Source organism: Ruegeria sp. O4 (genome assembly GCF_056535125.1).
Window position 1 is genome coordinate 455,370 of sequence record NZ_JBQERO010000001.1, and the last position, 23,880, is coordinate 479,249.

At 56.9% G+C, this 23,880-nt stretch carries 21 protein-coding genes and 3 tRNA genes; 12 read left to right on the top strand and 12 right to left on the bottom strand.

Annotated elements, in window-relative coordinates:
* Positions 1 to 28: 28 nt before the first annotated feature.
* Complete coding sequence (lexA, locus tag ACR0J7_RS02260) at positions 29 to 727, top strand: transcriptional repressor LexA (RefSeq protein WP_480913167.1); 699 nt, start codon at positions 29 to 31, stop codon at positions 725 to 727.
* Here lexA and ACR0J7_RS02265 read toward each other — a convergent pair.
* Entirely contained in the window at positions 721 to 2,769 is a 2,049-nt protein-coding gene (locus ACR0J7_RS02265) for a ComEC/Rec2 family competence protein (protein ID WP_480913170.1), read from the bottom strand. The two genes, lexA and ACR0J7_RS02265, sit on opposite strands and share 7 nt — an antisense overlap.
* 78 nt (positions 2,770 to 2,847) lie before the next feature.
* Here ACR0J7_RS02265 and gltX point away from each other — a divergent pair, with 78 nt between their 5' ends.
* Positions 2,848 to 4,248 (top strand): glutamate--tRNA ligase, encoded by a 1,401-nt coding sequence (gltX, locus tag ACR0J7_RS02270; protein ID WP_209504883.1) that lies wholly within the window; start codon positions 2,848 to 2,850, stop codon positions 4,246 to 4,248.
* A gap of 121 nt (positions 4,249 to 4,369) precedes the next feature.
* Positions 4,370 to 5,665, top strand: a complete 1,296-nt coding sequence (gene gltA, locus ACR0J7_RS02275; protein ID WP_480485519.1) for a citrate synthase — start codon at positions 4,370 to 4,372, stop codon at positions 5,663 to 5,665.
* A gap of 93 nt (positions 5,666 to 5,758) precedes the next feature.
* On the opposite strand, the gene ACR0J7_RS02280 is transcribed toward gltA, so the two are convergent.
* Positions 5,759 to 6,826 carry a PA0069 family radical SAM protein gene (locus ACR0J7_RS02280; protein WP_480913173.1) on the bottom strand — a complete coding sequence of 356 codons (1,068 nt, stop codon included), beginning with the start codon at positions 6,824 to 6,826 and terminating at the stop codon, positions 5,759 to 5,761.
* 270 nt (positions 6,827 to 7,096) lie between these two features.
* Between ACR0J7_RS02280 and ACR0J7_RS02285 the strand changes: the two genes are divergently transcribed.
* The 3 genes from ACR0J7_RS02285 (at position 7,097) to ACR0J7_RS02295 (ending at position 9,716) form a co-directional block, all read left to right on the top strand.
* Positions 7,097 to 7,795, top strand: coding sequence for a corrinoid protein (locus ACR0J7_RS02285; RefSeq protein WP_209503809.1), 699 nt, complete (start codon positions 7,097 to 7,099; stop codon positions 7,793 to 7,795).
* 146 nt (positions 7,796 to 7,941) lie between these two features.
* Complete coding sequence (locus tag ACR0J7_RS02290) at positions 7,942 to 8,979, top strand: Hint domain-containing protein (RefSeq protein ID WP_480913176.1); 1,038 nt, start codon at positions 7,942 to 7,944, stop codon at positions 8,977 to 8,979.
* Between the two features lie 77 nt (positions 8,980 to 9,056).
* Positions 9,057 to 9,716 (top strand): DUF1638 domain-containing protein, encoded by a 660-nt coding sequence (locus ACR0J7_RS02295; protein ID WP_480480760.1) that lies wholly within the window; start codon positions 9,057 to 9,059, stop codon positions 9,714 to 9,716.
* 2 nt (positions 9,717 to 9,718) lie between these two features.
* Here ACR0J7_RS02295 and ACR0J7_RS02300 read toward each other — a convergent pair whose 3' ends face one another.
* Positions 9,719 to 10,129 carry a SufE family protein gene (locus ACR0J7_RS02300; protein WP_267367543.1) on the bottom strand — a complete coding sequence of 137 codons (411 nt, stop codon included), beginning with the start codon at positions 10,127 to 10,129 and terminating at the stop codon, positions 9,719 to 9,721.
* Between the two features lie 138 nt (positions 10,130 to 10,267).
* Between ACR0J7_RS02300 and ACR0J7_RS02305 the strand changes: the two genes are divergently transcribed.
* Positions 10,268 to 10,798, top strand: coding sequence for a hypothetical protein (locus tag ACR0J7_RS02305; protein ID WP_480480758.1), 531 nt, complete (start codon positions 10,268 to 10,270; stop codon positions 10,796 to 10,798).
* Positions 10,799 to 10,804: 6 nt separating this feature from the next.
* Here ACR0J7_RS02305 and rnd read toward each other — a convergent pair whose 3' ends face one another.
* The 3 genes from rnd to purM all read right to left on the bottom strand — a co-directional run bounded on the left by rnd (position 10,805) and on the right by purM (position 13,716).
* Positions 10,805 to 11,962, bottom strand: coding sequence for a ribonuclease D (gene rnd / locus ACR0J7_RS02310; protein WP_480480756.1), 1,158 nt, complete (start codon positions 11,960 to 11,962; stop codon positions 10,805 to 10,807).
* Between the two features lie 114 nt (positions 11,963 to 12,076).
* Positions 12,077 to 12,673, bottom strand: a complete 597-nt coding sequence (purN, locus tag ACR0J7_RS02315) for a phosphoribosylglycinamide formyltransferase (RefSeq protein ID WP_480564576.1) — start codon at positions 12,671 to 12,673, stop codon at positions 12,077 to 12,079.
* Positions 12,670 to 13,716 carry a phosphoribosylformylglycinamidine cyclo-ligase gene (gene purM / locus ACR0J7_RS02320; RefSeq protein ID WP_480480752.1) on the bottom strand — a complete coding sequence of 349 codons (1,047 nt, stop codon included), beginning with the start codon at positions 13,714 to 13,716 and terminating at the stop codon, positions 12,670 to 12,672. Before purM ends, purN begins: the two co-directional genes overlap by 4 nt.
* A 107-nt stretch (positions 13,717 to 13,823) precedes the next feature.
* Between purM and ACR0J7_RS02325 the strand changes: the two genes are divergently transcribed.
* A tRNA-Ile gene (locus ACR0J7_RS02325) sits at positions 13,824 to 13,900 on the top strand.
* Positions 13,901 to 14,171: 271 nt separating this feature from the next.
* On the opposite strand, the gene ACR0J7_RS02330 is transcribed toward ACR0J7_RS02325, so the two are convergent.
* On the bottom strand, positions 14,172 to 15,491 hold the full coding sequence (locus ACR0J7_RS02330; RefSeq protein ID WP_480913179.1) for an ATP-binding protein: 1,320 nt from the start codon (positions 15,489 to 15,491) through the stop codon (positions 14,172 to 14,174).
* A gap of 44 nt (positions 15,492 to 15,535) precedes the next feature.
* On the opposite strand from ACR0J7_RS02330, the gene ACR0J7_RS02335 reads away from it, so the two are divergent.
* The 3 genes from ACR0J7_RS02335 to ACR0J7_RS02345 all read left to right on the top strand — a co-directional run bounded on the left by ACR0J7_RS02335 (position 15,536) and on the right by ACR0J7_RS02345 (position 16,804).
* Positions 15,536 to 16,450, top strand: coding sequence for an MBL fold metallo-hydrolase (locus ACR0J7_RS02335; RefSeq protein ID WP_480913182.1), 915 nt, complete (start codon positions 15,536 to 15,538; stop codon positions 16,448 to 16,450).
* Between the two features lie 76 nt (positions 16,451 to 16,526).
* Positions 16,527 to 16,601, top strand: a tRNA-Asn gene (locus ACR0J7_RS02340).
* A gap of 128 nt (positions 16,602 to 16,729) precedes the next feature.
* Positions 16,730 to 16,804 (top strand) — tRNA-Asn (locus tag ACR0J7_RS02345).
* Positions 16,805 to 16,826: 22 nt separating this feature from the next.
* Here the strand turns inward: ACR0J7_RS02345 and ACR0J7_RS02350 are convergent.
* The 4 genes from ACR0J7_RS02350 to zwf all read right to left on the bottom strand — a co-directional run bounded on the left by ACR0J7_RS02350 (position 16,827) and on the right by zwf (position 22,368).
* Positions 16,827 to 18,446, bottom strand: a complete 1,620-nt coding sequence (locus tag ACR0J7_RS02350) for a long-chain-fatty-acid--CoA ligase (protein ID WP_480913184.1) — start codon at positions 18,444 to 18,446, stop codon at positions 16,827 to 16,829.
* A gap of 184 nt (positions 18,447 to 18,630) precedes the next feature.
* Entirely contained in the window at positions 18,631 to 20,241 is a 1,611-nt protein-coding gene (gene pgi, locus ACR0J7_RS02355) for a glucose-6-phosphate isomerase (RefSeq protein ID WP_480913187.1), read from the bottom strand.
* A gap of 4 nt (positions 20,242 to 20,245) precedes the next feature.
* Positions 20,246 to 20,917, bottom strand: a complete 672-nt coding sequence (gene pgl, locus ACR0J7_RS02360) for a 6-phosphogluconolactonase (protein WP_480480742.1) — start codon at positions 20,915 to 20,917, stop codon at positions 20,246 to 20,248.
* Positions 20,914 to 22,368 carry a glucose-6-phosphate dehydrogenase gene (gene zwf, locus ACR0J7_RS02365; protein WP_480913190.1) on the bottom strand — a complete coding sequence of 485 codons (1,455 nt, stop codon included), beginning with the start codon at positions 22,366 to 22,368 and terminating at the stop codon, positions 20,914 to 20,916. The genes pgl and zwf overlap by 4 nt, the downstream gene beginning before the upstream one ends.
* A 163-nt stretch (positions 22,369 to 22,531) precedes the next feature.
* On the opposite strand from zwf, the gene ACR0J7_RS02370 reads away from it, so the two are divergent.
* On the top strand, positions 22,532 to 23,485 hold the full coding sequence (locus ACR0J7_RS02370; protein ID WP_480831211.1) for a radical SAM protein: 954 nt from the start codon (positions 22,532 to 22,534) through the stop codon (positions 23,483 to 23,485).
* A gap of 112 nt (positions 23,486 to 23,597) precedes the next feature.
* Here the strand turns inward: ACR0J7_RS02370 and ACR0J7_RS02375 are convergent, their stop codons facing one another.
* Entirely contained in the window at positions 23,598 to 23,867 is a 270-nt protein-coding gene (locus tag ACR0J7_RS02375) for an usg protein (RefSeq protein WP_267366492.1), read from the bottom strand.
* Positions 23,868 to 23,880 lie beyond the last annotated feature (13 nt).

Here is a 23,880-nt window from a genome sequence, read left to right on the forward strand (position 1 = left end):
AAAACGCATGAGCGACGAGGTGTGAGCAATGCTGACCAAGAAGCAATTGGATTTGTTGAAATTCATCCAAAAACGCGTGCAGGCGGACGGTGTTCCGCCCAGTTTCGATGAAATGAAGGCCGCGCTTGACCTGCGGTCGAAATCCGGCATCCACAGGCTGATCACTGCACTGGAGGAACGTGGCTTTATTCGTCGCCTCGCGCATCGTGCCCGCGCGATTGAAATTGTGAAACTTCCCGAAAGCCTTGGCGGCGAACCAACTGCCGGTTTTTCACCCCGCGTGATCGAGGGTGACAGGCCCAAGGGCCCCCGCCCGACCAATATTGAGCCAGTTGCTGTGGATGCGCTGGAATTGCCGGTGATGGGTCGGATCGCGGCGGGTGTCCCCATTGAGGCGATCAGCCACGTGTCGCATCACGTGGCAGTCCCCGGCCCCATGGTGTCCGGGAAGGGCCAGCACTATGCGCTTGAGGTTCGCGGCGACTCGATGATTGACGCGGGCATCAATGATGGGGATGTGGTTGTCATCCGCGAAACCGCGACTGCTGATAACGGTGATATCGTGGTTGCACTGGTAGAAGATCAGGAAGCAACGCTGAAACGCTTTTTCCGCCGCGGCAACGCTATCGCTCTCGAAGCGGCCAACCCGGCTTATGAGACGCGCGTTCTACCCGAAGAAAAGGTCAAGGTTCAAGGTCGCCTAGTCGGTCTGATCCGCACCTATTGACCCAGCTTCAAACGACGGTCCCCGACGGGATTCGGGGACCAGAGACGGTGACCTGCCAGTTCTGCGCCTGACGTCAGCTTTCCATCCGACAATGACAGGCTGCCGGTTTTGGACAGGTGATCCGGATCGAAGATGGCGCACGCGCCCTCAAGTGGCAGCGCAACTGTCGAAATAATGATCTGGTTGCCTTCGCATTCGTCGAACTTGCGCGCTGCCCTTTTGCCCGGGATATGGATGATTTCCTTGTCCTGATAAGGGTACCGCTGAACGGTGCTGCTATCAGGCCATCTGCCTGCTGCCGCGATCTGATCGGCACCGTCGCCGTCATTCTCAAGCCAGACGCTGGCAACAAACCCACTGCCTTTGCTTTTACTCAGGGCCCGGCCCTGAGAGGTCATCACGCCAACTAACCCCCCGTTTTCCGCGATCAAAACATCTGGCCTGTGGCCCGAGTTCCAAAGCATAAATGACAGAATGACAGGCCCGACGCCGTACCAACGCACGCGCCCTTGCCACAGGGCCAGCCACAAAGCTCCAACAGCAACAAGTGGCAATACATACCAGGGCGGACTGACGACGAAGCCCTGAGCACCGTCCAGGTGCGACACCCAGTTTGACACCCCAAGGATCCAATGCAGCGCCCAGCCCATAACGGTCAGCGGGACAGCCTCAAATCCAAATGGGGCGGCCAGTGCTGCGACAACCGCCGCAGGTACAACAACAAGGCCCATCACGGGCACGGACAGCAGATTCGCCAGCAATCCATAGTGAGACATAGTATTGAAATGCGCAGCGCCAATTGGGGCCGTAGCAAGCCCGGCAATCGCCGAGGACATCACCACGCCAGCAATCGGTTTCAACCAGTTCCGGCCGGGTAACGGACCCACCTTTTGCAATGCACCGAAGACGGCAACCAAGGCTGTCGTTGCGGCAAAGGACATCTGAAACCCCGGGCTCAGCAGCGACTCGGGCCAAAGAACCAGAACGATCAGCGCAGCAACAGAAACCGCGCGCAATGAAATCGCACGCCTGTCGATCAACACGGCCCCCAGCATCACACTGACCATGACATAGGCGCGTTCGGTTGCGATATTCCCACCGGACAACAGTAAATAAAGCGTTGCCGCGACCAGCGCGAACACAGCCGCAACTTTTCGAACAGGTAGCCGCAACGCCACGAAGGGGATCAGTGACAAACCAATGCGACAGGCCACAAAAACAAAACCCGTCAGTAACCCCATGTGAAGCCCGGAAATGGCAAGTAAATGCGCTAAGTTCGACGCCCGGAGGGACAAGAGCGTCTCTTGCCCCATACCGCTGCGGTCGCCTGTGGTGACGGCAGCGGCAAACCCACCGATTTCTCCGGGCAGGATTTGTTTCACTCGCTGTGATATCGCCATTCGGATTGCCGTAATCCGAACACCGCTAATACCCGCTTTGGCTGGCGCAATCGTCAGAACAGGAACGCGGGTGTACCCGACCGCGCCCAACCCCTGAAACCAGGCATGGCGGCGAAAATCGAACCCGCCGGGTTCAACAGGGCCCTGCGGCGGCGAAAGATGTGCTGTGGTCATGATCCGTTGCCCAGGTGCAAAAGGTCCTGTTGCGCCATGAACAGAAAGACGGATGCGTTGCGGCCTGCGCTCCTGCGGCACGTCCCCTACGCGCACCTGATCGAGCGTCAACCGCAACGCATCCGAGGCAGACCGATCCATGGCGACGACCCTCCCCTCGACAGGGCCATAGTACCGCCAGGACAGAACCGGTTCTGCCACCATATGGGCGCGAGTGCCTGCCAGTATGAAACCGACCGCAATCAGCGCCCCCCCGGTCGCTAACGTTCCCACCCCCGGTGGCAGCCGGCGGCTTAAGGCAAAAAGAGCCAGGAACAAGCAAAACAGACCTGCGTATACCGGCCAGCCGGGCTCGCTCCGGGCACCGAAATAGAGACCGATCCCCGTTGCCAGCATCACCGGCGTCCACGGAAACAGATACCCAGTCTGGTGCAGCAGCGCGGCCTCGACCCGTGTAAGAACACGCATGGTTGCCCCCGTCCTTCGGGCTCGTTAGACAGGCGTCAAACTATGCCAGATACGGTTACCAAAAGGTTAATCCTCAACATGTCCGAACAGGTCGTCACACGTTTTGCCCCCTCGCCCACAGGTTTTCTGCACATCGGCGGCGCGCGCACCGCATTGTTCAATTGGCTTTATGCCCGCGGACGTGGCGGAAAGTTCCTGCTGCGGATCGAAGACACCGACCGGGAACGCTCGACCCCCGAGGCAACCGACGCGATCCTCCAGGGCATGGAATGGTTGGGACTGGATCACGATGGTGATGTAGTCAGCCAGTTCGAAGGAGCTGCCAGGCATGCCGAAGTCGCGCACCAGCTTCTGGCCGAGGGAAAGGCATATAAATGCTTCTCGACGCAGGACGAAATTGCCGCCTTTCGGGAACAGGCGCGGGCCGAGGGCAAGTCGACCCTGTTCCGCAGCCCTTGGCGTGACGCTGATCCTTCCGCACATCCCGACTTGCCATTTGTCATTCGCATCAAGGCTCCGCAGGACGGCACAACAGTAATCCGCGATCAGGTTCAGGGCAACGTGACCATTCGCAACGACCAACTGGATGACATGGTTTTGCTGCGTTCCGACGGGACACCGGTCTACATGCTGGCCGTGGTGGTTGACGATCATGATATGGGTGTTACCCATGTCATTCGCGGCGATGACCACCTCAATAACGCGGCGCGCCAAATGATGATCTATGAGGCAATGGGATGGGATGTTCCGGTCTGGGCCCATATTCCGCTGATCCACGGGCCAGACGGTAAGAAACTGTCCAAACGCCATGGTGCGCTTGGCGCGCAGGAATATCAGGCCATGGGCTATCCTGCCGCCGGGATGCGCAACTATCTGGCCCGTCTGGGCTGGAGTCATGGTGACGATGAGTTCTTTACCGATGCGCAGGCAAAGGAATGGTTTGATCTGAACGGCATCGGCAAAAGTCCGGCCCGGTTTGATCTGAAAAAACTTGAAAACCTTTGTGGTCAACACATCGCCATCTCCAATGATGCTGCATTGCGGCATGAAATCGAAGCGTACTTGGCCGCAGCCGCTTTATCCCCCCTGACAGATACACAATCGAGTGATTTGGAACGTGCGATGTATTGCCTCAAGGATCGGGCGCGAACCTTTCCTGAACTCCTTGAAAAAGCTCACTTTGTCTTAACCGAACGCCCAATTTCTCCCGACGAGAAAGCTGCAAAGGCGCTGGCATCTGTATCCGACGGTATACTGGGTGAATTGACGCCGCAGCTGCAAAATGCTAGCTGGTCTCGGAACGAACTGGAGGAGACCCTGAATTCCTTTGCCGAGTCAAAGGAGCTCACGTTCGGCAAGCTGGCTGGCCCGCTCAGGGCCGCCTTGGCTGGTCGCGCCGTCACGCCTTCGGTTTTTGACATGATGCTTGTGCTGGGACGGGATGAAACCCTGGCGCGGCTTTCAGAAGCAGCGAAGTAACCCGAATTTCATAAACGGGTAACGCTGCTCCGCTAACACCCGGACTGCGCGAAAGCGCGCAGTCGTTGCCCGCACTGCCCGAGGTTCCTTTGGCGTGCGCATGAATGAAGAAGGGATACCCATGACTGACAGCAACAAGACAGCCACTCTGACCGTTCACGGCAAAGAGTATGAGTTGCCGGTTCATTCCCCGACCGCCGGTCCGGATGTCATTGATATTCGAAAGCTTTACGGTCAGGCAGGTGTATTCACCTATGACCCCGGTTTCACTTCGACAGCAAGCTGCGACAGCACCATAACCTTTATCGATGGTGAAAAAGGCGAGTTGCTGCACCGCGGCTATCCAATCGACCAACTGGCCGAAAAATCGCACTTTCTTGAGGTCTGCTACCTTCTGCTCTACGGAGAGTTGCCGGTCGCAAAAGATCTGGAGAAATTCGAAACCACAATCACCCGCCACACCATGCTGCATGAGCAGATGCAGTATTTCTACCGTGGTTTCCGCCGCGACGCGCACCCGATGGCCATCATGGTCGGTGTTGTCGGTGCGATGTCGGCCTTCTATCACGATTCGACCGATATCGCGGACCCGCACCAGCGCGAGGTCGCCTCGCATCGCCTGATCGCCAAAATGCCGACAATCGCAGCATGGGCTTTCAAATACCACACAGGGCAGCCCTTCGTGTATCCGCGCAATGACTTGGACTATGCGTCGAACTTCCTGCGCATGTGTTTCAGCGTTCCCGCCGAAGAATATGAGGTCAACCCGATCCTCAGCCGCGCGATGGACCGTATCTTCACGCTTCACGCGGACCACGAGCAAAATGCGTCAACGTCTACCGTGCGTTTGGCATCGTCATCGGGCGCAAATCCGTTTGCATGCATCGCCGCCGGCATTGCTTGCTTGTGGGGACCGTCCCATGGTGGCGCCAACCAGGCATGTCTGGAGATGTTGGAAGAGATCGGTACCGTTGATCGCATTCCCGAATTCATCGCCCGCGCCAAAGACAAGAACGACCCGTTCCGCCTGATGGGCTTTGGCCACCGCGTGTACAAAAACTTTGACCCACGGGCCAAGGTGATGAAGCAGTCGGCCGACGAGGTTCTGGATCTTCTGGGCATTGAAGACAACCCGAAACTGCAGGTCGCTAAAGAGCTGGAACGCGAAGCGCTGGAAGACCCGTATTTCGCCGACAAAAAGCTGTTCCCGAACGTTGACTTCTATTCGGGTATCATCCTCGAGGCGATGGGTTTCCCGACCTCAATGTTCACACCAATCTTCGCACTTTCACGGACCGTTGGCTGGGTTAGCCAGTGGAAAGAGATGATTGAAGATCCACAGAACAAAATCGGCCGTCCGCGTCAGCTGTATCTGGGTGAGACACTGCGCGACTACGTGGACATCGAAAACCGCTGAGCCATTAGGGTTCGCAATCAATCCAGAAGGCCCCGGTTAAACCGGGGTCTTTTGCTTTCGTTACTGAAGCAGCGGACGGTTCGGCATTTGGTTTCAGAACAAGCTCATTTGATCCCCGGGTTGCGGCGGAACTGCAAACAGGCCGCATCTTAACGGAGCGGATTTGATCGAAAGCCCCAGTCTTTTGCAGGTTTTAGCAAACCTCAGGGCGATGAGCTCGGCGTATTCCCCCTCACCCCGCATCCTGTGCCCCCAGCGCGGATCATAGTCGCGCCCGCCATGCATTTCACGCAGCTTGGACATGACCTTTTCTGCACGGGCGGGTTCGTGCTCTGCCAGCCAGTCCTGCCAAAGATGAGAGACTTCGCGGGGCAATCGCAACATGATCCAGCTTGCCGCATCTGCGCCCGCCTCTTTTCCAGCGTCCAACAGGCTCTCCAACTCATGATCTGTCAGCCCAGGCACAATAGGCGAGGTCATCACGCGAACCGGAACGCCCGCATCGGTCAACGCTCTGATCGTCTGCAACCGACGCGCCGGAGACGGTGCGCGAGGCTCCATCCGCCGGGACAGACCTGCATCCAGCGTGGTGAGCGATATACCAACCCGCGCCAATCCCCGGCTGGCCATGTCAGCCAGAATATCCAGATCACGCTCGATCAATGTTCCTTTGGTCACGATTGCGACCGGGTGGTTGAATTCTTGCAAGACCTCAAGGCACGACCTTGTAATCAGGCGGTTTTTTTCGATGGGCTGGTAAGGGTCAGTGTTTGTCCCGATCGCGAGCGTGGCGACCTTGTAGGACTTTGCCGACAGTTCCTTGCGCAGAACGATGCTCATGTTGGGGCGCGCAATAAGGCGGGTTTCGAAATCCAGTCCTGCGGACAAGCCCAGATAGGCATGGCTTGGTCTGGCGAAACAATAAACACAGCCATGCTCGCACCCCCGATATGGGTTGATCGAACGATCAAAAGGCAAATCAGGTGAACGGTTATAGGTGATTGCACTGCGCGCCACCTCATCCCGCGTCTCGGTTCGCAAGGGCGGCAACTCTTCATCGATGTCCCACCCGTCATCAACAGCCTGCGTTGCAAACCGTTCAAACCGCCCGGTCGTATTGGACGTCACCCCCCTTGCTTTGATGATATGCCCGATGCTCACGGCACATATGTTCCCTTTTTGTTCCTATCTCACGATAAGCCTGAAACGAATCCTGTGCAAGCCAGCACCGCGAAGAAACCGGGAAGCATTGATGAAAAATAAACAGGATAATATTGCAGACTTTTCAATCGAGCCGGTGCCATTTTTGGCATATAGGTCGGTCCCGAAACGACCAACGTCGCAATCGTCACAGTCAGAATGCGACGTTTTGGCCAAAACGGAAAAAATGCCACCACGGGCCGATGGCCCGCCCAGCACAGGGAATACCCCATGTCCGACGAAGAAGATATCGTCCTGTCCGAACTGAATGATGACGAACTGGTCGATCAGATGTTCGACGATCTCTATGACGGATTGAAAGAAGAGATCGAAGAAGGCACCAATATCCTGCTGGAACGCGGATGGACGCCGTATGACATCCTGACCAAAGCCCTGGTTGGCGGCATGACCATTGTGGGCCATGACTTCCGCGACGGCATTCTGTTTGTTCCCGAGGTTCTGCTGGCAGCCAACGCGATGAAAGGCGGCATGTCGATCCTCAAGCCGCTGCTGGCCGAAACCGGTGCTCCGCGTGTTGGCAAGATGGTCATCGGCACCGTGAAGGGTGACATCCACGATATCGGCAAGAACCTTGTGTCGATGATGATGGAAGGTGCAGGATTCGAGGTTGTCGATCTGGGAATCAACAACCCGGTCGAGAATTACCTGGAAGCACTGGAAACGGAACAGCCCGACATTTTGGGTATGTCCGCCCTGCTGACCACCACGATGCCCTACATGAAAGTCGTTATCGACACCCTGGTCGAACAGGGCGTGCGCGACGATTACATTGTTCTGGTCGGTGGCGCGCCGCTGAACGAAGAGTTCGGCAAAGCCATCGGTGCAGACGCCTACTGCCGTGACGCTGCGGTTGCAGTGGAAACCGCCAAGGATTTCGTGGGCCGCAAGCACAACCAACTGGCTGGCTAAGACCTTTAAGGTTTTTCTTAAAAGACCGCCCATTTCGGGCGGTCTTTTTCGTTTTAGCGCTCCGCCCCTTCATGAGGTGTATCGTTTATCCGTTTGTAAACGAAAGTGCGGTTAAAAAACCGAAACGTCCAAGTTTCGGGGGTTCCGTGCCGCAGTCTTTCACAGCCATTTCGTTGGGCAAACTTGCCGATATCGATATCGCCGAGGGCAACAATGTCGCCGAAAACGCCTCTGCCCTGGTTGGGCAAACCTTCGGTCACGCGGACGCGCCGTTGGCGCATAACAGCGTGACGTGGAACGTGGTTGGAAACTCCGGCTCTGCCTATGACATGAACAACATATCTGCCAATGATCGGTTTTCGATCGACGGCGGCGCGCCGCAAACCTTTGATGGCACATCAGTGTACCACGCCACCGTCACTTATTTTGACGGCACAAGTGCAAACATTACTGCCGTTGTCGCGCAGGATGTGGATGGCAACACATATTTGGTGCCTGAGTTCTCGGCCAATGCAGATCAAGCCGCTCTGGAAGCGGGGCCTATACATTCGATCACCTTCAACAGCCTTGCTGGCAATCGATATTCAGGCATGGTGTCCAGCCGTGAAGACTGGGACCTGGTCCCCTGCTTTACCTCTGGCACGCTGATCAGAACCCGCAAAGGGGAACGCCCAGTGGAAACGCTGCGCCCCGGCGACTGGGTGGAAACCCTTGATCACGGGTTTCAAACGGTGCGCTGGGTCGGGCAGCGGCGGGTTCAGGCGGTTGGCGTGTTCGCGCCGGTCCTGTTCAAGGCAGGCGCGCTTGGGAACACCCGCGATCTGCTGGTGTCGCAGCAACACAGGATGCTGATCCAGAGCTGGCGCCTGGAACTGCATACCGGCCAAAACGAAGCACTGGCCCCCGCCAAACACCTGATCAACGGACATGACATCATCCTCAAACTCGGCGGGGTCGTAACCTACATTCACATTCTGTTTGATCAGCATGAGCTGCTCTGGTCGGAAGGCTGCCTGAGCGAGAGCTTTCATCCCGGTGCCCAAAGCTGGAACGCCCTTGAACAGTCAGCCCGACAAGAGATCCTGTCCTTGTTCCCCGAGATATCAAAGCAAGGTACTGTCGCCTACGGCCCGCCCGCTCGGCCTCTGTTATCGGCATTCGAAACACGAACGTCGGCAGCCTGACACGAGATGTCGGAAGAAGGCTTGCCTGCAAGCTGTTTTCATTCTCTTGTGCTATGAGCCCATAAGGATGCCGATCCATGCCAAGCGATACGTTACCAGATGATGCAAGCCTGACGACCAAAGGCTATGACGGCGTGGAAAACGCAAGCATCCTGCTGATCGCCTGCGGGGCGCTTGCGCGCGAAATTCTGGATATCAAAACGCGCAACGGCTGGGATCACATGGCGCTGACCTGCCTGCCTGCAATCCTGCATGTTCATCCGGAACGGATCACCCAAGCAGTTGAAGACAGCGTGGCCAAACACCGCGACAGGTTCGAAAAAATCTATGTGGTTTACGCCGATTGCGGAACCGGAGGTCTGCTGCAATCCGCTTGTGAAAAACTGGGCGTCGAGATGGTAAAAGGCCCTCATTGCTATTCGTTCTTCGAAGGCAATCAGGCCTTTCAGGAACGCGGCGAGGACGAAACAACTGCCTTCTACCTGACTGATTTTCTGGCCCGCCAGTTCGACGCATTTGTCTGGAAACCACTGGGTCTGGATCGCCACCCGGAACTGCGGGACATGTATTTCGGCAATTACACCAAACTGATTTATCAGGCCCAGATCGACGATCCGAAACTGACCGAACGCGCACGGGAATGCGCGGACCGCATGGGATTGGCGTTCGAACGGCGTTTCACCGGCTACGGCGATCTGGAAACCACTTTGTCAGACTGGGCAAACCGCCCTGAGTGACCTCAGGCGTTTTCCTGCGCGACCTGGCGGATGCGTTCAATCATGGCCCGCAGACCATTGGACCGCTGCGCTGACAGATGATCGTTCAAGCCCAATCGGGCCAGTTCCGCTGCCGCATCGACCTGCGGCACCTCGGACACCGGCAGACCGTTGTATAGGGACCGAAGCACGGCGATCAGCCCGCGAACGATCAGCGCGTCACTGTCACCATCAAACTTGAACACACCTGCTTCGATCATCGGGTGCAGCCAGACCTGACTGGCGCAGCCGTGAACCTTTGTCGCCGGAACCTTCAACGCGTCATCCAAAGGCTCCATCGCCTTGCCCTGTTCGATGACATGGCGATACCGGTCTTCCCAGTCTTCGAGAAACTCGAAATCCTCGACAATGTCTTCAAAGGCAGGCGTGGCCATGGCGCAGTGATCCTTTCGTTGAAATCACAATGTGACCTATGCCGACGACCACCTGCTGTCCAGCCCCAGCTGTGGCTTTTCAACGCGAAGAATATACGCTAACCCATTGTCTGAATTCGTGTGAAAAGCAGTGGGTCTATGCAAAAGTCTCTGTTCGTTCTTATCATCGCCATGCTGACCCTGACTGCCTGCGGCAGCTGGCGCGACTCGCGGGTGAATCCGTCAAACTGGTTTGGCTCCAGCAAGTCTGTGAAGTCTGAAACACCGCCGGACCCAAATGCCGCCGATGCGTTGGTTCCCAAGGCAAGAGAGGGAAGCGGCCTGTTTTCGCGCCCAGATGCCGAAGACACCAGTGTTCCAATCGCCAAAATCGATGAGCTGCGGATCGAGCCAATACCGTCAGGCGCGATCATTTATTCCTCTGGCACCGCGCTTCGGCAGGGTGCCTATAACGCACGCTTGGTTTCGGTTAATTCAGAAGAAAACAAAGAAAAGGGAATTCTGGAATTTGTATTCCGCGTGAACTACCCCAACTCAGAGACCCCGCAAGGATCTGAACGAACAAGAATGGTGTCGGATGCCATAAATGTTTCGACTCAGGATCTTGAAGGCATTCGCCTGATCCGTGTCGTCGGGCAACAGAACACCTTGGAATCGCGGCGGCGGTAATCGCCGTTAAAGTGAGACGACCTTGACCGCCTGCCCTTTGGCCGCCAGCGCGATTTTCCCCTCGCACAGTTTCAGCGCGTCTTCACCAAAGACTTCGTAACGCCAACCTGACATCGCGGGCAATTCTCGCTCGCCCGCGGCAATCTGGTCCAACTCGGAACTTGTTGCGATCAGCTTGGCCGCAACGCCCGAACTTTCGGTTTTGGATTTCAGCAGAACCCGAAGCAAGTCGGCCAAAGCCGGGTTGACCTTCAGGTTGTCACGGGAATTGTCGATCTTCGGCAGATTTTCCTGCGGACAATTTGTGCCCTTCGTCACCGCAGCAAGAATACCTTCGGCAATCGGTCCTTTTCGCGCCTCGCGCAACAAAAGGCGCGATCCACCGAGATCGGCGATTGTCTTGGGCTTGGTCGACGCCAGTTCGATCAAGGCGTCATCCTTGAAGACCCGGTTGCGCGGTACATTATGTTCCTGCGCATACCTTTCGCGGAACTGCGCCAGCTCGCGCACAACAGCCAAGAACTTGGCCGAGTTGGTTCGCGTTTTGACCCGCTTCCACGCCTCTTCGGGGCGAATGTCATACGTGGCAGGCTGTGTCAGCGTCCGCAGCTCTTCAGCCACCCAGTGGCTGCGCATCGTCTTTTTGAGTTCCGCAGCAAGATATTCGTAGATCTTGCGAAGATGCGTCACATCCGCCAATGCATATGTTTTCTGGGCTTCCGTCAAAGGACGACGGGACCAATCGGTGAACCGCGACGTCTTGTCGACGCCCTGTTTGCAGATTTTCCGCACCAGCGTCTCATAGCCGACCTGCTCGCCAAACCCGCAGACCATTGCGGCGACCTGTGTGTCGAACAACGGGTTGGGAAAAACACCGGCCTCGACCCAGAAAATCTCAAGATCCTGACGCGCGGCGTGAAACACCTTGACCACGTTCTCGTTTCGGAAAAGCTCATACAGCGGTTCGAGAGACAGGCCATCAACCAGCGGATCAACCAGAACCGCGCTGTCTTCATCATCAGAGGGAAGCGCCAGTTGCACGAGGCACAGTTTCGAATAATAGGTCCGCTCGCGCAGAAACTCGGTATCGACTGTGATGTATGGATAGCTTGCGGCCGCCTTGCAGAAATCAGCCAGTTCTTGCGTCGTCGTCAGAGTTTTCATGCGCCGTACTAGTTTTGCTCTTGCTCTTGTGAGTGCCCGTAATTTCCCTCGCCCCCAAGCGATACCGACGACCATAGGACGATTTTCAGGCGAGTGTAAATCACCCTCGGAACCTCACTGCATGAGAACGGGTGACCTGTTGCCTTCGGCAAAGCGGCGCAGCACCGCTGGATAAAGTTCATGTTCCCGGATCAGAACTTTTGAAGCCAGAGTTTCCGAGGTATCCGCTGGTTCGATATCCACCCGTGCCTGACCCAGAATTGGGCCATCATCCAGCGCCGCCGTCACCTCATGGACCGAGCAGCCATGTTTCGCATCACCCGCTTCAATTGCGCGGGCGTGGGTATGTAACCCCTTGTATTTGGGCAGCAATGAGGGGTGGATGTTCAGCATTCGCCCCTGAAAGCGCGTTACGAAATCCGCGGTCAGGACCCGCATGAACCCGGCCAGACAGACAATATCCGGCCGCGCGTCTTCCAAAGGCTTTAGCAACTCAGCCTCAAAGGCTGCGCGATTGCCCTTGAATGGCCGGTGATCGACCACTGCGGTCGGAATGCCACGGTCCGCAGCTTTTTTCAGCCCACCCGCCTGCGCATCGTTGGACAGGACCAAACAGGGCCGCGCCGGGTGATCACCGGTCATGCTGTCGACAAGCGACACCATGTTGGACCCGCCCCCAGAAATCAGGATCGCGACGCGCTTGTGGTTCACAGCAGTTTGCCCGAATAGGCAACTCCGGGCGTTTCGGTGACCGTACCGATCCGCGACACCGTCTCGCCAGCCTCGGCCAGCAAGGTCGAAAGCTGATCGGCCTTATCTGGATCGCACACCATGATCAGACCGATGCCACAGTTGAAGGTCTTGAGCATCTCAGCTTCCGCGATACCGCCAATCTGCGCCATCCAGCTGAAAACAGACGGCAATTGCCAGCTGTCCAGATCAATCTGGGCCCCCAACCCTTCCGGCAGTACGCGCGGCAGGTTCTCGGTCAGACCGCCACCGGTGATATGGGCCAGTGCATGAACTCCACCTTCGCGGATCGCGGACAGGGCCGGTTTGACATAAAGGCGCGTTGGCGTAAGCAGCGCCTCGCCCAGCGAACCTTCACCAAAGGGGCACGGTGCATCCCAGCCCAGACCAGACAGTTCGACGAGTTTACGTACCAGTGAATACCCGTTGGAATGCACTCCGTTCGAGGCCAGACCAAGCAGCACGTCCCCCGCCTGCACTCCGGAAGGCAGGTCAGCGCCGCGTTCCATTGCCCCGACCGAAAAGCCGGCCAGATCGAAATCGCCATCAGGGTACATGCCGGGCATCTCGGCAGTTTCGCCACCAATCAGAGCACAACCGGATTGTGCACAGCCTTCGGCAATTCCTTCAATGATCCGCGCGGCTGTATCTGTGTCCAGCTTGCCTGTCGCGAAATAGTCGAGAAAAAACAGGGGCTCGGCCCCCTGACAGATCAGGTCATTGACACACATGGCCACCAGATCGATGCCAACCCCATCCACGACGCCGGTATCGATCGCAATTCGCAGTTTTGTACCAACCCCGTCCGTGGCACCAACCAGAATGGGATCCTGATACCCAGCAGCTTTCAGGTCGAACAGTGCGCCAAAACCGCCCAGACCGCTCATCACACCGGGGCGGTTGGTTCGCTTTGCTGCGGGCTTGATCCGGTCAACCAGAGCATTGCCCGCGTCAATATCCACGCCTGCATCGGCATAGGTGATTCCGTTCTTGCCCGCTGTCATGGCCAGTTCCTTTTGAATGCTTTGCGGGCGGGTTATTCGATTGTGGCGTTTGTTGCAACGGTCAGGCTTGACGCGGCTGTTCACCGTGATACGCAATGCGCCTAGGCGGGCCTGTAGCTCAATTGGTTAGAGCAGAGCGCTCATAACGCTTTGGTTGGGGGTTCGAGTCCCTCCGGGCCTACCAAATCACCGCCACGTGCCTTGAACACCCCGCACATCCCACTGTTTTTGTTTGCGTTTTTGAAAATAAGCATTCATCCTGACCTGTGCAACCAGTCCATATGCGGTTCGAATTCAAAGGCATTGGTTCAGTTCGCAGATTTCCAGTTTCGATTTAATCGCCGTGGGATGACAGGTCTTGCGGAATAACTCTGAAATCTTTTCGCGAGAATTGAAGCCCCTCGGCTCAGAATATCGTCATGTTGGCGCGGCTTTGAACCGTTGAAGGTGTCAGTTTACCGGCCGATTATGATATCGGCGCACAATCCACCCAGGCGTTCACTTTTGGCCAGTCGCAGAGTGCCACCATGGGCGCGCGCAACGTCCGCCACGATCGCCAACCCCAAACCCACGCCACTACCCTGATTCTGATTGCGCGCTGGGTCGAGCCGCGTAAAGGGTTTGACCGCCTCTGTGCGCTGCTCTGCGGGAATTCCAGGGCCATCATCTTCGACACGGATGCGCAATGACTTGGTGTTCAGTGACAGGCTGACCTCGGCCCGGCTGCCGTAGCGCACGGCATTGCCGATGAGGTTTTCAACGGCCCGACGAACAGCCATGGGGCGCAGCATTGCCGTTCCCTGCCCCTCGACAGCGACCAGTTCGGCTTGATGCCCTGCCCGATTGGCGTCATCCACAATCTGTCGAACAAATTCCGCCGGGTTGATTTCCTCGGGCGATCCTTCGGACGCCCCGCGCGAAAATTCGAGGAATGCATCAACCAAGGATTGCATTTCCGCCACGTCCTGTAGCAAAGGTCGTGCCTCATCCTCAGGTAACATTGCCAGTCCAAGTTTCAGGCGCGTCAGAGGCGTGCGCAGGTCATGACTGACGCCGGACAACATCAGCGTCCGTTGTTCGATCTGACGTTCGATCCGTGACCGCATATCCAAAAACGCATTCCCCGCCGCGCGTACTTCGATGGCACCGCCCGGTGAATATGGTACGCTCCGCCCTCGTCCAAACGCCTGCGCCGCATTGGCCAGCCGTGTGATAGGGCGCAACTGGTTTCGCATGTACAGAAATGAAATCGAGGTCATTATGATCGCGAAAAACAGCATCGTCACGATCAACTGATGCGGCGCCGCTGGCGACAATCTGCGCCGGTCAAAGGTCAGTTCCAGCACCCCCAGATGCGTATCCAGGTACAGACGCGCTTCGCGGCTGCTTGGCAACGCAACAGCACTCAGCTCTGGCAACCTTGCGCGAAGCTCGGCCTCGACCTGCGGCGCTATGAAGTCGTACCACCGTGGACGATCTAATTTGGGAGTTTCGTTGGGGGGCAGAAATCTGGCCTGCATTTCCAGCGCCAGAAGATCCGGGCGCACTTCGGCCAAGGCCTGGTGCTGCGTCTCGGCCCTGTCCATCATGGTGGTGATCAGCATCACTTCCCTTGAGGCTGCGCGCGTCATCTGGTCAGTGACATCTTCCAGATGCTTTTGAAGAAAGGAAACTCCTACAACCAGCAGCAACGCGATCACAGGAAGAACCAGAATCAGCGCTGCTCGGGCATAAAGGCTGCGTGGCATATAGGGTTTGAGCCAATGCGTGGACATGCGCTAAACCTAGCGGGCTGCCCGGACAAGAGAAAGAGCACAGAATGCAGGCACCAGACGAATTTAATCCACCCGCTGGTGTTGCGACAGAATTGCAACCGGGTCTGCGGCGCATTCTGGCCCCCAACCCGTCACCGATGACCTATCGCGGCACCAACACCTATCTGTTGGGCGATCGTGACATTGCCGTCATTGATCCCGGCCCCGCAAGCGAAGAGCATTTGAACGCGATCCTGAATGAACTGCGACCTGGCCAGAGAATCAGCCACATAGTCGTCACGCACACACATCTGGATCACTCACCCTTGGCAGCACCCCTTGCCGCGCGAACGGGAGCTGCGATCTATGCGTTTGGTGGTCCCGAATCCGGTCGCAGCGCTGTTATGGCGACCCTTGCTGCGCGTGGGTTGGCCGGAGGTGGCGAAGGCATCGACACCGCGTTTCGTCCGGATATCGAGGTTGCGGATGGTGAGGTCATCTTTGGCGATGACTGGCAGCTTGAGGTTATTCACACTCCGGGGCATCTGGGAAACCACATTGCCCTGGCATGGCAGGATACCTGTTTCACCGCCGACCATGTGATGGGATGGGCCAGTTCGCTGGTGTCGCCACCGGACGGAGACCTGACCGATTTCATGACAGCCTGCCACCGCCTGCGCGCGCGCGATTGGTCCGTTTTTCACGCGGGCCACGGTGCACCGATTACAGACCCCGCCGCGCGATTGGATTGGCTGATCCGACACAGGCAAAACCGCGAAGCCCAGATTCTATCCGCGCTCGACGAAGCAGACGGATCGGCGCGGCACCTGGCCGAACGTATCTACACCGACACACCCGCGACACTGCTGTCAGCCGCGGAGCGGAACGTTTTTGCCCACCTCGTTGATCTGACGGGAAAAAAACAGGTGTCACCGCTCGGCGAACTATCTGCCACAGCGGTTTTTCGCAAAGATCTATGAAGCCGCGAAAAATTTTCAAAGTTCGCGTGCTTAACCTCTGGACGCCGGGATTCCGGGTTGCTATACGCCCCTCAGTTCCGGCGTAGCTCAGCGGTAGAGCAGTTGACTGTTAATCAATTGGTCGTAGGTTCGATCCCTACCGCCGGAGCCAAAATTTCCCAATATTCAATCTTTTGCCAGAGTCAGAAACCACATCGGTATTCTGGGGCTTTTTCGTTGAAAAAATGATGACCGCCCTCTGGACGCCGGATACTCCGGTTGCTATACGGCGCGGACCGTTCCGGCGTAGCTCAGCGGTAGAGCAGTTGACTGTTAATCAATTGGTCGTAGGTTCGATCCCTACCGCCGGAGCCAATTCACCGCGCAAGATCACATCTCACCCCGCTAGGGCATCCTTGAAATCTGCACGAAGATTGCGTTTCAGCACCTTTCCGGTTGCGTTCAGCGGCAGCGCGTCAACAAAAACAACCTTGTCCGGAATCTGCCATTTGGCAATTTTCCCTTCGAAAAAGGCCAGAAGTTCCTTTTCGCTTGGATTCTCGCCGTCGGCCCTTACTGCAACTAGCAAGGGGCGTTCGTCCCATTTCGGATGCGGAACACCGACCACGGCGGCAGTTGCCAGTTTCGGATGCGCAACAGCGATGTTTTCAAGTTCGACCGAGCTGATCCACTCCCCTCCGGACTTGATGATGTCCTTGGATCGGTCACGAATGGTCATGTAACCATCGGTATCCAGCGTTGCGACATCGCCTGTGGCGAACCAACCGTCTTGTAACAGATCCTGATCCTGCATCAGGAAATAGCTGTCCAGTACCCAATGCCCCCGCACCATCAGATCGCCCTGCGTTTCGCCGTCTTGTGGCAGATCTTTGCCGTCATCATCCACGATTTTCAGTTCAACCCCAAACGGTGGCCGGCCCTGACTCAGACGGATAAGGTGTTGTTCTTCAAGCGGCAGCACCAGATGTTTGGCCAATGGGTAGTTGGCCGTACCAAGCGGGCTCATCTCGCTCATTCCCCACGCATGTACCGTATCGACGTCATATTTATTCCGGAAAGTCTCCATCATCGAAGGTGGGCAAGCGGCACCTCCAATCACGGTCCGTTCGAGGCTTTTCAAACTCGTCCCGCATTTGGCTGCATGCGCCAACAGTCCCTGCCAGATGGTTGGCACCCCCATGGCCAGCGTCACGCCATAGGTGTCGATCAGATTGACCAGCGCCTCGCCATGCAAATCCGGGCCGGGTAAAACCAGTCGCGATCCGGACATGGCGCAGGCATAAGGCGAACCCCATGCATTAACGTGGAACATAGGAACGACGGGCATCACGACATCCATCGCCGAAAAGCCTATCACGTCGCGCGTATTCGACGCGAAACTGTGCAGGACCGTCGATCTGTGGGAATAAAGAACCCCCTTGGGATGGCCGGTTGTACCCGACGTGTAACACAGCCCTGACGCGGTGTTTTCATCCAGTTCAGGCCAATCAAAGGCCGCGTCACCGGTTTCGATCAGCTCATCATAAAATTTCAGGTCGGGTATCTTTGCTGCAGCGTCATCATTGCGGGGGCCCATCAGAACAAAATGGCGAACATCCGTCAGCGCACCGTGCAAGGTGGCAACAAGCGGGACGAAGGTTGCATCAAAGAACAACACCCGATCCTGAGCATGGTTGATGATATAAGTCAGTTGTTCAGGAAAAAGCCTCGGATTGACTGTGTGACAGACATATCCTGCACCCGAGGTGGCATAATAGATCTCCAGATGGCGACGATTGTTCCAGGCCAGCGTCCCGACCCTGTCCTGCGGCTCCAGACCCAGCCGCGTCAGGGCCGACGCCAAACGCCGGGCGTTCACGGCTATCTCGGACCAATTGGTTTCGGTCACTGATCCATCCGTTTCGACCGAGATGATCTCGGTCTGACCGTGGTAACGCTGTGCGTGATCAATAAGCGACGAAATCAGCAAAGGCTGCGTCATCATCTGTCCCAGCATGGACATCCTCCCGTCATGGGCGGGACCTTGCCTGGCCCCTGCCTGTTCCGTCTGGCACAGACAGGCAGGGGTGTTCCCTGTCACGTCAGTCCAGCCGTTTCCTAGAAGGAACCCTGCCAATCAATTAATTGTCTGACAATAAGAGAATGCAAGCCACACCGGTAGCGGACTACATTCCCGTCGCCTAATCCCGGTGTTTCAGCGCGTAGGCGACCAATGCTGCGGTCGACCCATCCTTTCCCTCGGCGCTTTCTTCGCCATCCACGATGGGGCCAAGCGAATTGGCCAGTTCCTTGCCCAGCTCAACCCCCCACTGGTCGAAAGAGTTGATGCCCAGCAACACGCCTTCGACAAACACCCGGTGTTCATAAAGCGCAATAATCTGACCCAACACAAACGGTGTGAGTTTGGGGTAAATCAATGTTGTCGAGGGACGATTGCCGGGGAAAACCCGGTGCCGGGCCTGCCGGTCCAGTTCACCACCCTGATACCCCTGCTGCGTCATGCGTTGGCGCGCTTCTTCGAACGAACGGCCACGCATCAGGGCCTCAGACTGCGCCAGACAATTGGCCAAAAGCAGACGGTGGTGATGGGTCAGTTCTGGTTCATGCCCCTCGGCCGCAACCATGAATTCGCAGGGAATGACATCAGTACCCTGATGGATCAGCTGATAAAACGCGTGTTGTCCATTGGTGCCCGGCTCACCCCAGACGACAGGACCTGAAGGCATGGCGAGGGTTGAGCCATCCATCGCCACGGATTTGCCATTCGATTCCATTTCCAACTGCTGGAAATATGCGGGCAGGCGCAAAAGCCGCTGGTCATAAGGCAGCACCGCACGGCTGGTATGCCCCAGAACCTGACGATGCCAGATGCCAACCAATGCCAGCATCACAGGCATGTTTTCATCCCAGTCAGCCGAGCGGAAATGCAGGTCCATCGCCTGCCCGCCGCGTAATAACGCGTCAAATGCGTTTGAACCAACTGCAATCATGACCGGCAAGCCGACCGGACCCCAAACCGAATAACGCCCACCGACCCAATCGGCGAATCCGAAGACATGCGCCTCGGGAATACCGAAGGCTTTCGTCTTGTCCAAAGCGCTGGAAACGGCGGCAAACTGGCGCGACGGATCGCCCCCGCCTTCGGACATCCACGCGCGGGCGGTGCGTGCATTGGTCATCGTTTCGATTGTGGTGAAGGTTTTTGAGGCGACAATGACCAGCGTACGCATCGGGTCAAGCTGCCGCAACGTGTCCGCGATATGCGCCCCATCCACGTTCGAGACGTAATGCACCCGTGGTCCATCGTGATAAGGTGCCAGCGCCAAAGTGGCCATGACAGGGCCGAGGTCTGACCCGCCGATGCCGATATTGACCACATCGGTAAAGTTGCCCCCCGCCCCAGCGATAGCGCCGCCGCGCACCTCTTCCGCGAACACGCGCATCCGTTGCAGCGTATCCAGAACCTCGGGCATAACGTCCTGACCGTCCACTTCAACCGGCCCGCCATCAAGGTTGCGCAAGGCCGTGTGCAACACCGCGCGCCCTTCGGTCTCGTTGATCTTCTCGCCCGCGAACATCGCATCACGCCGAGACGCAAGACCAGCCTCTGCACACAATTGAATGAGCGCGGATCGCACCACATCATCGATCTGCGTTTTTGAATAGTCGAAAACCATATCCCCGGTTGAGGCTGAAAATACTTCGGCCCGGTTTGCATCTGCCGCAAACAGGTCAAGGATACGACGGTCACTTGTCGTCTGAGCCAGTGTTCTCAAAGCATCCAGATGCATTGCTTTACTCCGCCCAGTGTACGGTCATGCCACCAAGAACTGCGGCGATCGGTGCCTCTTCCGGTGGTAGCGACATGGCTTTTTCAAGAACGGCGCGTTTTGCCTGTCCATAGATGATCAGATGTTTCGACAGCGCCCCGTCCAGGACCGGAGCGGTCAGGGAAATTCGCGCCTCTGGCTGCGTTTCGGTCCGGGCGACGATCAACGTAGGTGCATCACTGCGCAATGCCTCGTCCAGCCCTTCCATTCCCGGAAACAATGAGGCCGTGTGCATGTCTTCGCCCATTCCTAGTACCAGCACCGACAATGGCAATACCGGCGCAATCAGCGACTCGATTTCGGGCAACGCTGCCTCAGGTTCTGAATCAGGGACATAAAGCGGAATGTATTGTGCCACAGAGGCCCGGCTGGTCAGCAACCTTTCGCGGATCAAACGTTCGTTCGAGCGGTCATGATCTGCTGGCACACAGCGTTCATCCGTCGGCAACACACGCACACGATCCCATTCAAGATCAGCGGCACACAGGCTATCAAAAACAGGGCCCGGAGTTGTTCCCCCAGGAACGGCCATTGCAACGGTATCATGGTGCAGCAATGCGGCCTCAAGGTCGCCCGCCAGCACGTTGGCCACGTCGATGGCAAGCATTTCGCGATCAGCATATTCCTGAATTTTCATGGCTTTATCCCTTGCCAGTGACGTCCGTCACGTTTCATCAGAAGTTCGGCGTCGCCCGGCCCCGTGCTGCCGCTGTCATAAGGCTTGGGCACATCCCCACGTGCCAACCATCCGGCGATGATCGGATCGGTCCAGGCCCAGGCGGCCTCGACCTCATCCCCGCGCATGAACAGGGTCTGGTTTCCGCGGATCACGTCCATCACCAGGCGTTCATACGCATCTGGCGGGTCCTGATTTTCGGGGCCCAGGGCTTCGGCAAAGCTCATGTCCAAGGGAACGTCGATCAGTCGCATCCCCCCCTGCCCGGGTTCCTTGATCGTCACCTTCAGCGTGATCCCCTCGTTCGGCTGCAACCGGATCGACAACGTATTTGCATGGCGCCCCGCCTCTTCCCCGAATATCGAATGCGGCGCGTCCTTGAACATCACGTTGATCACCGACGAGCGCGCCACCAGACGCTTACCGGTGCGCAGGTAGAACGGCGTACCTGCCCAACGCCAATTGCTGATGTGGGCCTTTAACGCCACATAGCTTTCGGTGGTTGATCGCGGATTGCCAACGCAGTCCCGGTACCCCGGCCCGTCTGGACCGACCGCAAACTGCCCCCGCACGATGTGGTGCGGTTCAACCGGATCAAGCGCCCGGATCACTTTAAGCTTTTCATCCCGAACTGCGTCAGGATCAAACTTGGCCGGAGGTTCCATCGCAATCAGGCAGAGCAGCTGCATCAAGTGGTTCTGCACCATGTCCCGCATCGCACCCGCCCGCTCATAATAGTCTTCGCGCCCTGCGACACCAACAGTTTCCGCAACCGTTATCTGGATATGGTCGACATACTGGCTGTTCCACAGCGGTTCGAACAGCATATTGCCAAACCGGACCGCCATCAGATTCTGGACGGTTTCCTTGCCCAGATAATGGTCGATACGGTAAATCTGATTTTCATCAAAATGCGCGGCCAGTGTTGCATTCAACTCCCGTGCGCTCGCCAAATCATGTCCAAACGGCTTTTCGACCACAATACGGGTTTCTTCTGTCACCAGATCATACGCCCTAACCCGCTGGGCCAATGGTCCGAACAGGCTGGGACCGACTGAGAAATAGAAAGCGCGAACCCGGTCGGGCGATAGTTTTTCACTCAGTACATCCCAACCATCCGTCGTCAGGGCATCCAGCGATACATAGTCGACCCGTTGCAGGAAACGGGTCAGGGCTTGCGAATTCCGGGCCCGTTCCGAAGCATGCCGTTGCAGCGACGCTGCAACCATCTTTCGAAATTCATCCGCTGAATGACCGGCGCGCGCGGCTGCAATAATCCGGGCATCCTCATGCCACTGACCTGCACAATACCGACGGTAAAGCGCAGGCAGAATCTTACGCTGCGCCAGATCACCGGTGCCGCCGAAAATAACCAGATCAAATGGATCAACAGGGATGACACGTGAAACCATGAGTTGTCCTTACCCTGACCCTTCCGGCATGTCCAATGTTAGCGCAACCAAAATCCAAGAAATCTTGTTGATCAAAACTCTGTCAGAACCTCTGCACCAGACTTACCAAATCCGCGACAAAGGGCTAGATCAGTTTGATGACTTCAACGAACCGGATGTGGGAATGAAAGACAACGCCCCTCAGCTTGCCAATATCGGCAAGTTTCAGCGTAAACTGGTAACGGCCGATGGCCAGACCCGCGCAAAGGTTTCCCTGACCAACCCTCAGACCCTGTGGTTCAACACCGGCACGCTGTGCAATATTGAATGCGTAAACTGTTATATCGCCAGCAGCCCGACCAATGACGCACTGGTTTATATCACTGCGGACGAGGTTCGTGACTACCTGGATCAAATCAAAGCCCGCAATTGGCCGGTGCGTGAAATCGGTTTTACAGGCGGCGAGCCTTTCCTGAACCCCGAGATGATCGACATGACACGTGCCGCGCTGGAGCGTGGATACGAAGTTCTGATCCTCACCAACGCGATGGCCCCGATGATGCGCAGCAAGATGCGCGACGGGCTGCTGGCATTGCAAAAGACATTCAATGACAAGCTGACCCTGCGCGTTTCCGTCGATCATTACCGCGCAGAACTGCACGACCTTGAACGCGGCAAGGGGAGCTTTGAAAAAACCCTGACGGGTATGAAGTGGCTGCGCGATCACGGCTTTAACATCGCTGTTGCCGGGCGCACCGTTTGGGGTGAGTCTGACACGGAAAGTCGTGCGGGTTATGCCGCATTCTTTACAGAGCACGGCTTTGACATTGACCCGCATAACCCGGCACAGACCGTCCTGTTTCCCGAGATGGACGAAACTGTCGAAGTACCCGAGATTACAACGGCTTGCTGGGGAATACTGAGTAAGTCACCCGATGCATTGATGTGTGCCAGCGCCCGCATGGTGGTGAAACGGAAAGGCGCTGACCGGCCTGCCGTGTTGGCCTGCACCCTGCTGCCCTACGAGCCGGAATTCGAGATGGGTCATTCTCTGGCCGAATCCGAGGCTGACGTTCACCTGAACCACCCCCACTGTGCCAAATTCTGCGTGCTGGGCGGCGCCAGTTGTTCTGGCTGATTGGGTCAGGAAGTTCCTGATTTCATTTCAGACGCATCATCAGACACGCGCCGACCGCTTCGGTTCATTGTTTGAAGAGCATGCACCAACGGAAACTGCGCCTGTCCCTCGCTCAGTTCACACGAAACTCTCCTACCATGTTGCGCCACTCACCCGGTGCGATCATTTTGCGATGGGTGAATTTGACGGAATGCAGCGGGCCTTCGATTTCGCGCTGCCAGAAGTCGATGAATTTGAACAATTTCGGATGATCCGGCGCAAGGTCGTAATCCTGCCAGATGAACGTGTTCAAGACGTGGATATAGTCTGGCATATGATAGAAAAACTCCGCCGTCGTCAGCCCGTACCCCTTGAGCATCAATTCGGTTTCGCTTGGATTCATGCAGACCTCCTGT

Coding starts and splice junctions, on each gene's coding strand:
- gltA (WP_480485519.1), top strand. CDS start 4,370: ATGACTGACAGCAACAAGACAGCCACTCTGACCGTTCACGGCAAAGAG.
- purM (WP_480480752.1), bottom strand. CDS start 13,716: ATGACAGCGGGCAAGAACGGAATCACCTATGCCGATGCAGGCGTGGAT.
- pgi (WP_480913187.1), bottom strand. CDS start 20,241: ATGCATCTGGATGCTTTGAGAACACTGGCTCAGACGACAAGTGACCGT.
- ACR0J7_RS02285 (WP_209503809.1), top strand. CDS start 7,097: ATGTCCGACGAAGAAGATATCGTCCTGTCCGAACTGAATGATGACGAA.
- ACR0J7_RS02335 (WP_480913182.1), top strand. CDS start 15,536: ATGCAGGCACCAGACGAATTTAATCCACCCGCTGGTGTTGCGACAGAA.
- ACR0J7_RS02295 (WP_480480760.1), top strand. CDS start 9,057: ATGCCAAGCGATACGTTACCAGATGATGCAAGCCTGACGACCAAAGGC.
- rnd (WP_480480756.1), bottom strand. CDS start 11,962: ATGAAAACTCTGACGACGACGCAAGAACTGGCTGATTTCTGCAAGGCG.
- ACR0J7_RS02330 (WP_480913179.1), bottom strand. CDS start 15,491: ATGTCCACGCATTGGCTCAAACCCTATATGCCACGCAGCCTTTATGCC.
- ACR0J7_RS02300 (WP_267367543.1), bottom strand. CDS start 10,129: ATGGCCACGCCTGCCTTTGAAGACATTGTCGAGGATTTCGAGTTTCTC.
- pgl (WP_480480742.1), bottom strand. CDS start 20,917: ATGAAAATTCAGGAATATGCTGATCGCGAAATGCTTGCCATCGACGTG.
- ACR0J7_RS02375 (WP_267366492.1), bottom strand. CDS start 23,867: ATGAATCCAAGCGAAACCGAATTGATGCTCAAGGGGTACGGGCTGACG.
- ACR0J7_RS02265 (WP_480913170.1), bottom strand. CDS start 2,769: ATGCGTGTTCTTACACGGGTCGAGGCCGCGCTGCTGCACCAGACTGGG.
- ACR0J7_RS02370 (WP_480831211.1), top strand. CDS start 22,532: ATGAAAGACAACGCCCCTCAGCTTGCCAATATCGGCAAGTTTCAGCGT.
- lexA (WP_480913167.1), top strand. CDS start 29: ATGCTGACCAAGAAGCAATTGGATTTGTTGAAATTCATCCAAAAACGC.
- gltX (WP_209504883.1), top strand. CDS start 2,848: ATGTCCGAACAGGTCGTCACACGTTTTGCCCCCTCGCCCACAGGTTTT.
- ACR0J7_RS02350 (WP_480913184.1), bottom strand. CDS start 18,446: ATGCTGGGACAGATGATGACGCAGCCTTTGCTGATTTCGTCGCTTATT.
- zwf (WP_480913190.1), bottom strand. CDS start 22,368: ATGGTTTCACGTGTCATCCCTGTTGATCCATTTGATCTGGTTATTTTC.
- ACR0J7_RS02305 (WP_480480758.1), top strand. CDS start 10,268: ATGCAAAAGTCTCTGTTCGTTCTTATCATCGCCATGCTGACCCTGACT.